The sequence below is a fragment of the Pedobacter ginsengisoli genome (genome assembly GCF_030244015.1).
In the GTDB taxonomy this organism is placed as follows: Bacteria; Bacteroidota; Bacteroidia; order Sphingobacteriales; family Sphingobacteriaceae; genus Pedobacter; species Pedobacter ginsengisoli.
Genome location: NZ_JASSYX010000004.1, coordinates 611,039 through 625,721, shown reverse-complemented (window position 1 = coordinate 625,721; position 14,683 = coordinate 611,039). Strand labels below are relative to the sequence as shown.

15 protein-coding genes are annotated in these 14,683 nt (G+C 44.5%); 11 read left to right on the top strand and 4 right to left on the bottom strand.

Annotation, left to right across the window (positions count from 1 at the left end):
* Nucleotides 1-115 precede the first annotated feature (115 nt).
* The 8 genes from QEP08_RS20010 (at nucleotide 116) to QEP08_RS19975 (ending at nucleotide 6,290) form a co-directional block, all read left to right on the top strand.
* On the top strand, nucleotides 116-526 hold the full coding sequence (locus QEP08_RS20010; protein WP_285060492.1) for a Dabb family protein: 411 nt from the start codon (nucleotides 116-118) through the stop codon (nucleotides 524-526).
* 13 nt (nucleotides 527-539) lie between these two features.
* Complete coding sequence (locus QEP08_RS20005) at nucleotides 540-983, top strand: cytochrome B (RefSeq protein WP_285060490.1); 444 nt, start codon at nucleotides 540-542, stop codon at nucleotides 981-983.
* 207 nt (nucleotides 984-1,190) lie between these two features.
* Nucleotides 1,191-2,594: an anthranilate synthase component I family protein gene (locus tag QEP08_RS20000; RefSeq protein WP_285060488.1), complete on the top strand. Its 1,404-nt coding sequence runs from the start codon at nucleotides 1,191-1,193 to the stop codon at nucleotides 2,592-2,594.
* Nucleotide 2,595: 1 nt separating this feature from the next.
* The gene (locus tag QEP08_RS19995) at nucleotides 2,596-3,186 is read left to right on the top strand and encodes an anthranilate synthase component II (RefSeq protein WP_285060486.1); all 591 of its coding nucleotides are present in this window, start codon (nucleotides 2,596-2,598) and stop codon (nucleotides 3,184-3,186) included.
* Nucleotides 3,187-3,188: 2 nt separating this feature from the next.
* Entirely contained in the window at nucleotides 3,189-3,980 is a 792-nt protein-coding gene (gene trpC, locus QEP08_RS19990) for an indole-3-glycerol phosphate synthase TrpC (protein ID WP_285060484.1), read from the top strand.
* 22 nt (nucleotides 3,981-4,002) lie between these two features.
* Nucleotides 4,003-5,193: a GTPase HflX gene (gene hflX / locus QEP08_RS19985; RefSeq protein ID WP_285060482.1), complete on the top strand. Its 1,191-nt coding sequence runs from the start codon at nucleotides 4,003-4,005 to the stop codon at nucleotides 5,191-5,193.
* A 12-nt stretch (nucleotides 5,194-5,205) separates the two neighbouring features.
* Complete coding sequence (gene rbfA / locus QEP08_RS19980) at nucleotides 5,206-5,598, top strand: 30S ribosome-binding factor RbfA (RefSeq protein ID WP_285060481.1); 393 nt, start codon at nucleotides 5,206-5,208, stop codon at nucleotides 5,596-5,598.
* Nucleotides 5,599-5,639: 41 nt separating this feature from the next.
* The gene (locus QEP08_RS19975) at nucleotides 5,640-6,290 is read left to right on the top strand and encodes an energy transducer TonB (RefSeq protein WP_285060480.1); all 651 of its coding nucleotides are present in this window, start codon (nucleotides 5,640-5,642) and stop codon (nucleotides 6,288-6,290) included.
* Here the strand turns inward: QEP08_RS19975 and QEP08_RS19970 are convergent.
* The gene (locus QEP08_RS19970; protein WP_285060479.1) at nucleotides 6,287-7,141 is read right to left on the bottom strand and encodes a diacylglycerol/lipid kinase family protein; all 855 of its coding nucleotides are present in this window, start codon (nucleotides 7,139-7,141) and stop codon (nucleotides 6,287-6,289) included. The two genes, QEP08_RS19975 and QEP08_RS19970, sit on opposite strands and share 4 nt — an antisense overlap.
* 65 nt (nucleotides 7,142-7,206) lie before the next feature.
* Between QEP08_RS19970 and QEP08_RS19965 the strand changes: the two genes are divergently transcribed.
* On the top strand, nucleotides 7,207-8,187 hold the full coding sequence (locus QEP08_RS19965) for an App1 family protein phosphatidate phosphatase (protein WP_285060478.1): 981 nt from the start codon (nucleotides 7,207-7,209) through the stop codon (nucleotides 8,185-8,187).
* 1 nt (nucleotide 8,188) lies between these two features.
* Here the strand turns inward: QEP08_RS19965 and QEP08_RS19960 are convergent, their stop codons facing one another.
* Nucleotides 8,189-8,557 carry a YccF domain-containing protein gene (locus QEP08_RS19960; protein WP_285060477.1) on the bottom strand — a complete coding sequence of 123 codons (369 nt, stop codon included), beginning with the start codon at nucleotides 8,555-8,557 and terminating at the stop codon, nucleotides 8,189-8,191.
* A gap of 69 nt (nucleotides 8,558-8,626) precedes the next feature.
* On the opposite strand from QEP08_RS19960, the gene aat reads away from it, so the two are divergent.
* Nucleotides 8,627-9,259: a leucyl/phenylalanyl-tRNA--protein transferase gene (gene aat / locus QEP08_RS19955; protein ID WP_285060475.1), complete on the top strand. Its 633-nt coding sequence runs from the start codon at nucleotides 8,627-8,629 to the stop codon at nucleotides 9,257-9,259.
* Here aat and QEP08_RS19950 read toward each other — a convergent pair.
* Nucleotides 9,256-12,150, bottom strand: coding sequence for a DEAD/DEAH box helicase (locus QEP08_RS19950; protein WP_285060473.1), 2,895 nt, complete (start codon nucleotides 12,148-12,150; stop codon nucleotides 9,256-9,258). The two genes, aat and QEP08_RS19950, sit on opposite strands and share 4 nt — an antisense overlap.
* Before the next feature lie 243 nt (nucleotides 12,151-12,393).
* Between QEP08_RS19950 and QEP08_RS19945 the strand changes: the two genes are divergently transcribed.
* Nucleotides 12,394-13,005, top strand: coding sequence for a GIN domain-containing protein (locus tag QEP08_RS19945; protein WP_285060471.1), 612 nt, complete (start codon nucleotides 12,394-12,396; stop codon nucleotides 13,003-13,005).
* 7 nt (nucleotides 13,006-13,012) lie between these two features.
* Here QEP08_RS19945 and amaB read toward each other — a convergent pair whose 3' ends face one another.
* Nucleotides 13,013-14,551 carry an L-piperidine-6-carboxylate dehydrogenase gene (gene amaB / locus QEP08_RS19940; RefSeq protein WP_285060469.1) on the bottom strand — a complete coding sequence of 513 codons (1,539 nt, stop codon included), beginning with the start codon at nucleotides 14,549-14,551 and terminating at the stop codon, nucleotides 13,013-13,015.
* Nucleotides 14,552-14,683 lie beyond the last annotated feature (132 nt).

The following is a 14,683-nucleotide window of genomic DNA, read 5'->3' as shown; positions in this document are numbered from 1 at the left end:
ATCAATAATTAAAATTTAGCAAATGACCCTGACTGTATCAAATTTTCGCCATTTCATCTCAATTATGAATAAATTCGGAATATCTTTATTACTTTCATGCTCTTTATATTTTATTATGAGTTCATCAAGCAGAAGAAAATTTATCGGTACAGTTGCTGCGGTTGCGGCGGGTACCGCCGCAACCGCAGCAATGCCCCTTACAAGTATGGAAAATAAATACCCTATTACGCACCATGTGCTTTTTTGGCTGAAGAATCCGGATTCTAAAGAAGACCGTGATAAATTGATAGCTGGTTTAAAGAAATTAACAAAAATTGAAACTGTGCGTGAACTGAAAGTAGGTGTGCCTGCGAGTACTGAAAAACGTGAAGTGGTGGACAACAGCTGGAGTGTCTCTGAGCTTATGTTCTTTAGCGATCTGGCAGGTCAGGCAACTTATCAGGACCATCCGCTGCACCTCGAATTTATCAGGAACTGCAGTCCGCTGTGGTCTAAAGTGCTTGTTTACGATGCTGTTGAAGCTTAATTAATCCTAAAATATGTATAAGATCTTACAGAGCGCCCATTCAGGCTGGCGCTACATTGTTCTCATTTTATTGCTGGCGGCCTTTGTACAGGCGCTTGCTGGCTGGTTTGGTAAAAAGCCCTATACGGAAGGCAACAGAAAATTAAATGTGTTTGCATTGATCTCTGCTCATATTCAGCTGGTATTTGGTCTTTTGCTTTATTTTCTGGGAGATTGGTTTAAGGCCGACAGTTCGGTGGCCCTGACACGATACTGGAAAATGGAACACATCGGAATGATGGTTTTTGCGATCATTTTGATCACGGTAGGCAATGCAAGATCAAAACGTACTGAGGAGGGTTCCGCAAAGCACCGGACTATAGCGCTTTACTTTGGACTGGCACTGCTGGTGATTGTTGTTGCAATCATACAGATGACCAAGGCTGATCCAACGCGTTCATTCTTTGGTGTTTCATAAATTTTACAATTTAATTTTGCTTTGTAGTATTTATTTATATTTTTGTGACGCATGATTAACAATATACATACCTGGCAATGGCATAGTACTTCTGAAAAGAGTCTAGTCGTATCCTTGTGTACTTTATAGTTTATCAACCTAAACCAACCACATTGAAAACCCGACGTAGACCACACGCCGGGTTTTTGCTTTTAATAATAATTTAGAATGAACAATTACATCATTAACACCACTTATAAAAAGAGACTTGCCGATACGACTACTCCGGTGAGTATCTATCTGCGCCTGAGGGATGTATTCCCAAATACTCTGCTGCTGGAAAGTTCCGACTACCATAGCCGGGAGAATTCAGTAAGTTATGTATGTGCTGAGCCTGTGGCTGGTATTGTACTCCAAAACGGTGTACTTTCTGCCTATTTTCCGGATGGGAAGAAAGAAGAGAAAAAGGATTTTGTACTTACCGCGGAGATTGAAGCTTTTAAAGCACACTTTACGCCGGATAATCTCGAAGATAAGCGATACATCAGCAGTGGTTTATTCGGATATTTTACCTGGAATGCGGTGCAGCATTTTGAAGACATTACTTTTTCTTCTGCTTCACCAAAAGCTGAAGAGATTCCTTTGATGCAATATCATATTTACAGGTACATTATCGCTATCGATCACTTTAGAAATGAAGTGACCTTATTTAAAAATATCTTTAACGGGGATGATACCACTGATCTGGAAAAAATGGAGTACATCATTCAAAACAAGAATTTCCCGGAGTATAGCTTTAAACCCAATGGTGAAGAAAAATCTAACCTGACCAATGAGGATTTTATGGAGATGGTGGAGAAAATGAAAAAGCACATCCTTCGGGGCGACGTTTTCCAGATCGTTCCGTCAAGGGCTTTTAAGCAGGGTTTTCTTGGTGATGAGTTTAATGTTTACCGCTGCCTGCGGTCTATAAACCCTTCGCCGTACCTTTTTTATTTTGATTATGGCAGCTTTAAGCTGTTTGGCTCATCGCCTGAAGCCCAAATTACGATCAGGAACAACATTGCCAATATATTTCCTATTGCAGGGACCTTTAAGCGTACGGGGAATGACGAAGAGGATGCAGAACAGGCCAGAAAACTGGAACAGGATCCTAAGGAAAGTGCCGAGCATGTCATGCTGGTAGACCTGGCCCGCAATGACCTGAGCAGACACTGCAGTGGGGTGCAGGTAAAATCATTTAAAGAGGTTCAGTATTATTCGCACCTGATCCACCTGGTGTCTAAGGTGAGCGGTAAACTGCAGGAAAATGTGCCGGCTTTTAAAGTGGTGGCAGATACTTATCCCGCCGGTACACTGAGCGGGGCGCCTAAATACAGGGCAATGCAGCTGATCGATGAATATGAGGGCCTGGGCCGGAATTTTTACGCGGGGGCATTGGGGTATATGGGTTTCAATGATGAGTTTAACCACTGCATCATGATCCGGACCTTTATGAGCAAGAACAATGAGCTCCACTACCGGGCCGGCGCTGGTATTGTCGCCGACAGTATACCAGTTAATGAGCTGAATGAAGTAAATAACAAGATTGCCGCATTGCGCAAAGCAATTGAAATGGCTACAGAGATATAAAATGAAAAGCAATAATAATACGCAGAAAAAAGTTTTAGTGATAGACAATTACGATTCGTTTACTTATAACCTGGTGCATTTAGTGAATGAACTGGACCGGGACGTGGAGGTGTGGAGGAACGATAAGTTTGCGCTGGAAGATGTGGATCAGTTCGATAAGATATTATTATCGCCCGGTCCGGGCATACCCGAAGAGGCCGGATTACTGCTGGACGTCATCAGAACCTATGCGTCCGCCAAGAGTATTTTTGGGGTATGCCTTGGGCAGCAGGCGATAGCGGAGGCATTTGGCGGTAGTTTATTGAACCTGGGCAGGCCGATGCATGGTATTGCGACGCCCATTGATGTGCTGGACCAGGATGAGCTGATCTTTAAAGATTGTCCGGCGGTGATCAAAGTGGGCCGCTATCATTCCTGGGTAGTGAATTCAGCGGGATTGCCGGATTGCTTTACAGTGACCGCTACAGACAACACCAATGAGATCATGGCGTTGAGACACAATAAGTTTGATGTAAGGGGAGTGCAGTTTCACCCGGAAAGCGTACTGACAGAGTACGGTAAGCAAATGATGAAGAACTGGTTAGAAAGCTAGAGATGAATATTTTAGATAAGATTGTACTTCGGAAGAAAGTAGAGGTAGCCCAGGCGAAGCAGCAGGTAACTGTAAAAGAGCTGGAAAGTGCGGCGAATTTTGATCGTGTGCCGCACTCATTTAAAGACTTTTTGCTGGACAAGCAGCGTACCGGGATCATTGCGGAATTCAAGCGCAGATCGCCTTCAAAAGGGGTGATCAACGATCAGGTAAGTGTAGCTGATGTAACGGCGGCTTATGCTGCTGCCGGCGCGTCTGCATTGTCTGTTTTAACGGATACAGATTTTTTTGGCGGACACCCCCGGGACCTTTTAGAAGCAAGGGCGCACAACGATATTCCGGTATTGAGAAAGGATTTTATGATCGACGAGTACCAGGTCCTTGAAGCTAAGGCCTGGGGTGCGGACATCATTCTGCTGATCGCAGCGATACTTACACCCCGGGAGATCGTAAATTTGTCAGGCCTGGCGAAAAGTCTTGGATTGAATGTATTGCTGGAGGTGCATAACAAGGAAGAACTGGAAAGGAGCATTTGCGGGGACCTTGATGCAATAGGCGTCAACAACAGGAACCTGGCTGATTTTACTGTGAACATTCAGACTTCTTTCGACCTGGTCAACCAGATCCCCGATGACTTTTTGAAGATCTCGGAGAGTGCGATCAGCGAAACCCCGACGATAAACCAGCTGAGGACGGCCGGTTTCAACGGTTTTCTGATCGGGGAAAATTTTATGAAAACACAAGATCCGGGAGCAGCCATCCGCTCATTTGTCAGGGAGCTGATCTCGGTATAACTTTTGTATCTTTGTATTTTACATGGGAAAACAGAAATTTTATGATACTGCATTAAAGCAGGAGCGGGCAGTCCTTGTCGGAGTGGTCAGGCCGGGAGAAAAGCCGGAAGAAACCCGGGAGTACCTCGATGAGCTTGCTTTTTTGGTAGATACTGCAGGTGGACTGGTAGAGCATGAGTTTACCCAGAAAATGCTCAAGCCCGACCGTGCAACTTTTGTGGGTACGGGAAAACTGGAGGAGATACAGGCTTACGTGAAGTCTGAGGAAATAGATATGGTGGTTTTTGATGATGAGCTTTCACCATCACAGCTGAGAAATATAGAGCGTGAACTGCAGGTAAAAATTCTGGACAGGAGCAACCTGATTCTGGATATTTTCGCAGGAAGGGCACAGACCGCTCAGGCAAAAACACAGGTGGAGCTGGCACAGCTACAATACCTGCTACCCAGACTGACCCGATTGTGGACTCACCTGGAGCGTCAAAAGGGGGGGATCGGAATGCGTGGTCCGGGTGAAACGCAGATAGAGAGTGACAGAAGGATGATCCTTGAAAAAATTTCTTTGCTGAAATCGAGGTTGAAGCAGATAGACCGTCAGAATGAAACACAGCGCAAGAACCGCGCGCAGTTGATCCGCGTAGCACTGGTAGGTTATACCAACGTGGGTAAATCCACCATTATGAACATGCTGTCTAAATCTGAAGTATTTGCAGAGAATAAGCTTTTTGCTACGCTGGATACAACGGTGAGGAAGGTTGTGATTGACAACCTGCCTTTTCTTTTGTCTGATACCGTTGGTTTTATCAGAAAACTTCCGCATCATTTGGTAGAGTGCTTTAAATCTACACTTGACGAGGTTCGTGAAGCTGATGTGCTGATCCATGTCGTGGATGTATCACACCCTAATTTTGAAGATCAGATCCATGTTGTAAACGAAACCCTGAAGGATCTTGGAGCGAGGGACAAGGACACCATCATGGTATTCAATAAAATTGATGCCTACGTAAGTCCGGAGCCTGATCATGAGGATGAGGAGCGGGTCATGCTGACACTTGAGGATTTTAAAAAGAGTTGGATGGGCTCGGAAAATGCCCCTGCTCTATTTATTTCAGCGCTGCATAAGGAGAATTTAGAAGAGTTTAAGCAATTATTATACGATAAAGTTGTCGCCCTGCATACCGAGCGCTATCCTTATGATAAGCTGTTATATTAAGAAAGAAGAATTATGGAAAGTAAACGTCAACAGAAGTTTGCCGGTCTGCTACAAGAGGAACTGGCTGCTATATTTCAGCGTGAAGGTGCTGCTTATCTGCCCAATACATTAGTGACGATCACCAGGGTACGGGTATCTCCGGATCTTGCGGTGGCAAAGGTTTATCTGAGCTTTTTAAATACCAGTAACACCACTTTATCTGTCGCGGAAGTCAACTCTCATGCCGGGGAGATCAGGTATAAGCTCGGTGGGCGCATCCGTCACCAGGCAAGGGTCGTGCCTACACTGACCTTCTTCGTAGACGACACCAATGAATACGTGGAACACATGGATAAAATCTTCGACAAGATCTCCAGGGAGAGAAAAGAGCCGGAGCAAGAAGCAGACGGAGACACTGGCATTTAATAATTTCAGGAGGCTTTGTCTTAATTTTTGTAAATTAGAACATGGCAAAGATTTTTTTAGCATTATTTCTGTTAACTGGTTTTGGTCTCAAAGCTCAGCCGGTGCTAAAAGGTGGGTTGGAAAACTTTGTGGCCAATAACAAAGTATACCCCTTATATTCTCTGCAAAACTGTATTCAGGGTGGAGTGACCATTGGCTTTAAGCTAAACAAAAATGGTGAGGTCTATTATTCGGAAATCCGCAGGGGGGTAGGTACTGATCTGGATGATGAGGCGTTAAGACTTATCAGGATGAGCAGCGGAAGGTGGACTGTGCCAAAGGACCACGATTCGACCGTCGTAATTATTGCCCCTATTAATTTTAAGCTTTCAGGCTACGATTGTGCGAACAAAAGTAAAGAAGAGATCCAGGAAGCGATAAGGGACTATAAAACCAATCAGGGGTTGACAGAGGCGGTACTGAATTTTTATAAGAAGAAAGCCGGTGGCAATTTCACAAAAGATGAGGAAAGCAAAATCCTAGCGCTTAAAAAAAGCCTGGGCTATGATGACGAATATCTGTACAGCCGCATCAGTGATGGCAAGAAGAAGCTAAAGCAAAAAGATAAGCAGGGTGCCTGTGAGGATTTTCTTTTTGTAAAGTACATGGGGTCCGATCTCGCAGATGAGCTGCTGGCAAAATACTGTAATTAGACGATGATGCTGATTGCATCAGGAATAATCCTGGCATCAAGACTGTTTACTTTCCCTAAGTACTCCCCGTCAACCTGGAAATGCGCTTTGTATTTCGTTTTAATGTGGAGGCTGCTGACCTGAAAAAGCTCTATATTGTCAGGATTGAGTGCTATATTGGTGAACTTCAGTTTTAAGATCTCCATTACGGAATATTTCTTGACCAGAACTACTTCAAAAACATCATCATCGAGCTTACCGTCAGGATTGATCTTCACGCCGGTTCCATACATGGTAGCGTTGGCAACCACCACCATCGCTGCCTCAGACCTGATGGTTTGATCCTTGATCTTAATCTCAACCGTCATTTTATTGTGGTTCCATAATGCTTTCCAGGCGGCCTTGGTGTAGCCCCACATGCCCCGATGAAGCAGGGCGTCAAATTTCTTAACCAGGTAGGCATTAAACCCAATGTCGGCCAGATGGATGCAGAGTTCATTGTTGACCATCACCGCATGGATCTTTTTTGGCGTACCGTTTACAGCAGTATCTAAAGCTTCATTTAATGTAAGCGGGATCTTCAGTTCTTTAGCCATACCGTTGGCGGAGCCAGCCGGAATGATCCCTATTGGGGTACCGCTTTGCAGCAAACATTCAGAGACCAGTTTCAATGTGCCATCGCCGCCCACGGCGATCACCCTGTCTGCCCTTGAACCGGCGATAGTTATTTTTAGTTGTTTTAATGTGCAATCCTGAGGTAATTTGTAGATCTCGGCTTCGTGTTCAGAAGATTCAAAGTATTCAGTGATCAGCTCACTGAAGTTTAACCCCTCACTCCCGGCACCTGGATTGACAATAAAGAGAATCTTCACGTTGTATTTCTTTATGATTTGTTAATATCACAAACAACTGCATGCTTACTCTGTTTTAATTATTAATGAATAAATCTGTAACGGTTAAAGTTTATCATGGCTATGGGCATACACACAATTTGGTAGTGTATGGTCATGTTTTCAAATACAAGGCCAAAACCAAACAGACCTTCAGTAATAACTTGTTTGTCAATATTGTACATCTGCTGAAATTATTCCTGCTAAAGCCTTATCCCTTTGTGAAAGTCAGGCTGATCTTTGGTGAGCAGGAAGTTTATCAGAAAACCGAATACGATGGATTCTTTAAGTTTGAATGGGCCGCTTATAAAAATGTGGAAGCCGGCTGGCATGGCGTGAAAGTAGAGGCACTGGATAATGATGGGACAGTGATGGCTGTAGGGCAAGGCCAAATTTTCGTCCCGCACATCACCCAATATGCTTTTATATCTGATATAGACGACACCATAATGGTATCTCATTCCGCGACTATCAGACGTAGGCTGAGGGAGTTATTCATTAAAAACCCCAGGACCAGGAAGACTTTTAAAGATGCTTATACGCATTATAATTTACTCGCCTTTTCACATACTGAGACTGACCAGCCAAATCCTTTTTTTTATGTTTCCAGCAGCGAATGGAACCTTTACGACTACCTGGTCGAAACTTTCAGGTACAATAAGCTGCCCGAAGGCGCATTTTTACTCAATCAGATCAAGCGCTGGAAAGATCTGGTCAAAACAGGAAAGACCGGGCATGAAGGAAAGCTGATGCGGGTGATGCGGATCCTGGACGCTTTTCCTAATCAGAGATTTGTGTTCTTCGGCGACAATTCCCAACGGGATCCGGCCATTTATACGACCATAGCAGAGAAATATCCTAAGAACATTGAGGCAGTTTACATCAGGAATGTCAGGGAAGAAATGAAGACTTCAGCGCTTGGATATCTGGAGCGGATATCAGCCAGGGGCATTAAAACCTGCTTATTTGCCAGCAGTGCTGAAGCGATTGCCCACTCCAGGAAAACAGGTTTGATCACTCCGTTATAGTTCAGCTGATGGATTTTCCGAAAGGAGAAAAGGCCAGATTCATCAATTTGAAATGCTGCCTGCCAAAAGGGATTCCGATAATGGTAATGCAAAATAGCAATCCGAAAAGCAGGTGGGTCAATGCAATCCAGAGCCCCCCGAATATCAGCCAGATGATGTTCATGACTGTCGAAAGGCAGCCTGTGTTTGAAGAGGTATCAGTAATTTTTACCCCAAACGGCGCCAGACCCACAATTGCAAATTTGAAGCACTGGATGCCGAAGGGAATGCCAACAATGGTAAGACATAATATCAAACCTCCGATGATGTATTCAAAAAAGATAAACAAGCCACCAAATATGATCCAGATAATATTGCCTATAAAATTCATTTTGTTGTTTTTATTGAGATGAAAGGTTAAAGTATTAGTTACATAAAGCTATGTTTTTTATTATTGTAAATGGTTTTTAGATTACCTGATGATGAACTTGTTTTTCCCAATCCGGAACTTGCTGATCCTGACGGTTTGCTGGCAGTTGGAGGCGACCTGAGTATAGCACGTTTGCTGTTGGCTTATGAAAACGGGATTTTTCCATGGTTTAGTGATGACGATCCGATCTGTTGGTACGCGCCGCACGAACGTTGCGTGATCTTTCCGGAAAAAGTGAAGCTGAGTAAAAGTATGGCAAAAGTAATGAGCAATGGCATTTTCAGCATCACCTGGAATACGGTGTTTGATCAGGTGATTGCTCATTGTGCTGGGGCGAAAAGAAAAGACCAGCCGGGCACCTGGATTACAGCGCAGATGCAGGAAGCCTATATCGCTTTGAACAGGGCCGGCTATGCGGCAAGCGTAGAGGTCTGGAAGGACGGGATACTGGTTGGCGGCCTGTATGGCGTATTGATGGGGGGTGTTTTTTGTGGGGAAAGTATGTTTAGCCTGCTGAGCAATGCATCCAAAGCAGCGCTGATCTGGCTTTGCAGAACGAGCCGGTTCAAACTCATCGATTGCCAGTTGCCCAATGACCACCTGATGAGCCTTGGGGCAGAGATGATCCCGGGCAGGGTATATCAGGGCCTCCTGAGATCTTAGTTCAGGATTTCCCTGATGTCTTCTTTACTCAGCGATTTGAAAAAGCTTTCCTCGGTGGTGATCAGCGAACTGGCCAGCCTTTTTTTTCGGTTTTGCAAAGCAAGGATCTTCTCCTCTACTGTATCTTTGGCAATGAACTTGTAAATGAAGACTTTCTTGTCCTGACCGATCCGGTGAGAGCGGTCTATCGCCTGCTGTTCCACAGCAGGGTTCCACCATGGATCAAGAATAAATACATAGTCTGCCTGGGTCAGGTTCAGTCCCACACCGCCCGCTTTAATGGAGATCAGGAAAACTTTAAGATCTGTGTTCTGCTGAAATTCTGCGACGATCTCGCCCCTGTTCTTTGTTGCACCATCGAGATAGGCAAAGGAGATGTCCTCCTGCTCAAAATAATTTTTAAAGATATTGAGGTGCTTTACGAATTGTGAAAATATGAGCACTTTATGGCCGCCTTTGAGGACATTGTCAAGGGTATGGACAACGTTTTCAAATTTTCCGGAATCTGATTCATAGGTCTCGTCTATCATCACCGGATGGTTGGCAAGTTGTCTGAGCATCGTGAGTCCCTGCAGCAGCTGTACCTGTTTTTGCGCATAGGTGCCATCATCCATGCTACTCAGGAGGTCATTTCGGTAAGCTGATTTCGTCTTCTCGTAATAGGATGCCTGGTCCTCGCTCATGTTGCAATAGAAGATCTGTTCTGTTTTGGAAGGAAGCTCTGCTGCCACCTGTTCCTTGGTGCGGCGCAACACAAACGGTTTGATGATGGCCTGAAGCTTCCGGGCTTTTTCCTCATCCTTTCGTTTCTCTATAGCCTGCACATATTCTTCATTGAAAAAAGCCTGGGTACCAAGCAGACCGGGGTTTAAAAAGGTAAGCTGAGTCCAGAGGTCGCTCACCGAATTCTCTACAGGCGTTCCGCTCAGGATGAGTTTATATTTTGATTTTAAAGCCTTTACTGCTTTGAAAGACTTTGAAGACGGATTTTTAATGTTCTGGCTCTCATCCAGGATGATATAGCTGAAGTAGAAGTCCTTGAGCAGGTCAATGTCGACCCTGGTGATCCCGTAGGTAGTGATCACGATGTCATAATCCGAAAAGAGACTCACATCCTTGTCTCTGGACGACCCGGTATGTGCGTGGATCTTCAGTTTTGGGGTGAACTTCTTTGCTTCATTGAGCCAGTTGTAGATCAGTGAAGTCGGCATGACAATCAGAGAGGGGCTATGTGTGCCTGTCAGATCACTTTCTTCCTTAAGTTTTTGAAGCATGGCCAGGGTCTGAATGGTTTTGCCCAAACCCATGTCATCAGCAAGACAGCCGCCAAAATGATACTCCCTCAAAAAGCTGAACCAGTTGTACCCGGCTTTTTGGTAGCTTCGCAGATCACCTTTAAAGTTTGCCGGCATTTGTACATCGGCAATATTCTCAAAATCGTTTAATCTTTGCAGTTTACGACTGAGCGTTATACTGCTAATGCCGTCTTCTGCAAGTTCATTGATCAGTCCGATGTGGTGTTTTTTCAATTTTAACGATTTGCCGCCGTCCGACAGGCTGAATATACTGCCATATTTACTAAACCATTTTTCCGGAATGATGGCAATGGTTCCGTCAGGTAAGGTGAACTCCCTTTTTTTATGGAGAATATGTTGTTTTAATGAGAGGAACGGGACAGCATGTGTACCAAAGTAAACAATAGCATTGATGTCAAACCAGTCGTTGTCTTCTTTGATTTCAAAGTCGATCTTATTGATTGCAAGCAGGAACTTTTTAGCACCTGTATGCTGCTCAATTTCAAATCCCGCGTTTTCCAGAATGCTGATGTGTTCATTTACCCAGTTAATGATGGCGTAGGACTGGTCTTCATCTCTGTCTGTGGGTACTTCAAGGTTATGAAACAGCGCGCTTGTTTTTTTCAGTCCCATGTCGAGCAATAAACTGAATTTTTGTTTCTCAAATGCGGTGTCTCTTTTGATGCGGGTAAAGATGTAATTGTCAGCCTCCTTTAGCAGGCGTACTGTTACTTTCTTTTCATTGCCCATGGCAAATGCATACGATCCGTATTTAAAATAGAGTTGCAGTTGTGAGATACCCCCATCTACATATATGATCTTAATCGTAGGAAGGGGTTCATGCTTTTCGGTCTTGATTTCAAAGCCCTCTGCGTAGACATGGTATTTTTCAATCAGGGGGCTAACGAATTTTTCAAAATAGGTGTCTTCTGTTGATTTGGGTATAGTGATGAAACGTTTGTTGAGAAATGGAAGGAGCTTTTTGCCTTCGATGGCCTGTTCAAAAAAATAGATCATATCATTCAGGAGCAGCCACGCCGGCTGATTGCTAACAATCTGTGCCTCTTTGAACATAAAATCTATGCGGAGTCCCTGGTATTTTATAGTAGGGAAATAGCGCGTTTCTGTCTCGCTTCGTCTAAAGTGAAACAACACACTGGAGGGCTCGGTCGCGAAATCAATTCTTCGTTCTGCCGGCCAGCCATCATTGTCCATCAGGTACAGCGCTCCTTCCGCTTTGAGCATCTCGAGCACTTCGGACAGTTTTTTTTCAATTTTCGGACGGACATTTTCATAAAATTTGTCATTGAAGAACTTGCTGAAAAATTCCGCCGGCCTGATCGTCTTTTTATGGTATTTTTTGATGATGAAATCCTGCTCTGTCTGATCAAGGATGCTGATGAGCTTAAAGTCCCTTTCAGACAGGTGTTTTGCAAACTCGCTGGCCGTATGAGAGAAGAGGCGCTGATAAGTCAGTGAAAAATCGCCCTGCGGATTCAGCTGAACCATATGGGGCTCAATCAGATACCCAAAATACGCGTGTTTGCATAGGGAATATACAATTTTGCAAGGTTTTGAGCTGTCTACGCGTAACATTGGCTAAAGATTAAAACGATAGGAGTGTAAGCATTTAAAAATCTTTAAACATACATCAAATTGCGGTGCTTTCAAATAAAAAGGGTCATTTGCGATTAATTTTTTAGCCGTTCGTCGAAAGAATCAGGCCGTTTGTCTAATTATACGGTGCCCTGGTATAAAAGGTTAACAATTGCTGCAACGTTTTTTTATCCGGGGCGTCTTATCAACCAAGACAATCAATGGAACCTTAAAAAATTAAATATGAAAACTTTAGCAAAAGCACTATGCGCCTCAGCACTGACAGCGCTTTTTTTAAACTCGGCTGTAATGGGCACTTTTGCCTCAGTGAAACACCCTGTTCAGGTAAAACCGGGCCCTCCATTTACATTCCACAGGATAACCATTACGGGAAATGTGACCGTTATTCTGTCTCAGGGATCAAAGGAAACAGTAACTGCGGACGGTGATTTTAACAGGATGAATATGTCCGTAATGCGAAAAGGTTATACATTGATGATCAACTCAACCGACGCTGAAAGAGTAACTATTTACGTTTCGGTAAAGGAACTGCAAAGAATCGATGCCGGTAATGACGTAATTGTTAAAACTACCGGTAAAATAAATGCTCAGCACCTTCAGGTATTTCTGAAAGACCAGGCATCTGCTGAGGTAAATGCAAATACGGAAAGTTTATACAGCTATATAAGAGGCAATGCCAATTTAAGACTCAGCGGTTCGACTCAGAACCATATCGTCTTGAAAGACGGGATTTCAAAACTCACCCTTGAGGATTTTGTAGCATTAAAATCAACGGTAGAATCTACTGATGACCAACTGCTGGCAGCATCAAAAACCAAAAAGTTGCGGGAGTAGGAGGTGCTTACAAGTCAAACTTAATTCCCTGCGCAAGCGGTAAGGTGTTGGAATAATTAATGGTATTCGTTTGTCTGCGCATATAGGCTTTCCATGCATCAGACCCACTTTCACGTCCTCCTCCAGTCTCTTTTTCCCCGCCAAAAGCACCGCCAATTTCTGCCCCTGATGTGCCGATGTTGACGTTGGCAATACCGCAGTCCGAGCCTGCCGCAGATAGAAATTGTTCTGCTTCTCTTAAGTTTAGCGTCATAATGGCCGAGGACAGTCCCTGCGGAACATTGTTCTGTAAGGCAATTGCTTCGGCCAGCGTCTTATATTTTATTAAATACAGAATTGGGGCGAAGGTTTCATGCTGTACAATTTTATAATCGTTTTCTACCTCCGCAATGCAAGGTTTTACATAACACCCGCTGGTATAACCGGGCCCCTCGAGGACTGCGCCTTCAACAATAAATCTGCCACCCTCAGCTTTGCATTTTTCAATGGCATCCAAATAACCGGCAACTGCGGCCCTGTCTATCAGCGGGCCAACATGATTGTGTTCGTCAAGCGGGTTTCCAATGTGCAGCTGCGCGTAAGCTTTGACCAGCTTGGCGGTAAAAACATCATAAACATTTTCATGAATGATCAGCCTGCGGGTAGAAGTACAACGTTGCCCGGCAGTACCTACTGCTCCAAAGACAGCACCGATCAGGCTCATGTCCAGATCTGCATGTTCTGAGATAATGATTGCATTGTTGCCGCCCAGCTCTAACAGGCTTTTTCCCAGGCGGGCAGCAACCGCTACGCCGACTTCTTTGCCCATTCGGGTGGAACCGGTTGCAGAGATCAGTGCCACACGGCTGTCACCGGTCATCAGTTCGCCGGTAATTTTATCGCCAATGATCAGATTTGAAACGCCTTCCGGAATGCCGTTTGCCTTAAATACATCTGCAATGATGTGCTGGCATGCAATGGCGGTGACCGGAGTTTTTTCGGATGGCTTCCACACACATACATTTCCGCAAACCCAGGCCAGAGCCGTATTCCAGCTCCATACGGCTACCGGAAAGTTGAAGGCGGAGATGATACCGACAACTCCCAGCGGATGCCATTGCTCGTACATACGGTGTCCGGGTCTTTCTGAGTGCATGGTCAATCCGTACAGCTGCCTGGACAAACCAACCGCGAAATCACAGATGTCTATCATTTCCTGTACTTCCCCCAGGCCCTCCTGAAGGCTCTTGCCCATTTCATAGGAGACCAGTGTACCCAGGTCCGTTTTATATTTGCGCAGCGCATCGCCAAACTGCCGGACAATTTCTCCCCGTTTTGGAGCCGGCATACTGCGCCAGAATAAGAAAGCATCCGCAGCTTTTGTTATGACTTTTTCATAGTCTGCCGCACTGACTACCTGTACCGAAGCTATTTTTTCGCCATCAACAGGAGAATAGCTGTCAATGGCATTTGAGCCTGAAGAAGATCCCCATACAGCACCCGTGCTGTAGGCAGGATTTAATTCCAGGATGTTTAAGTTTCTTAAAACCTGACTGATAGTTTGCATAATTGGAAGCTAGTTTATACAAATCAACAAAAAAATAACGGAAGGACAACTAAGAATTCCAGGATCAGCCAGAATGGCACGATACTTTCTTGACTTCAATATTACCAGTTTTAAAAGATTGTTCCGTTCCTT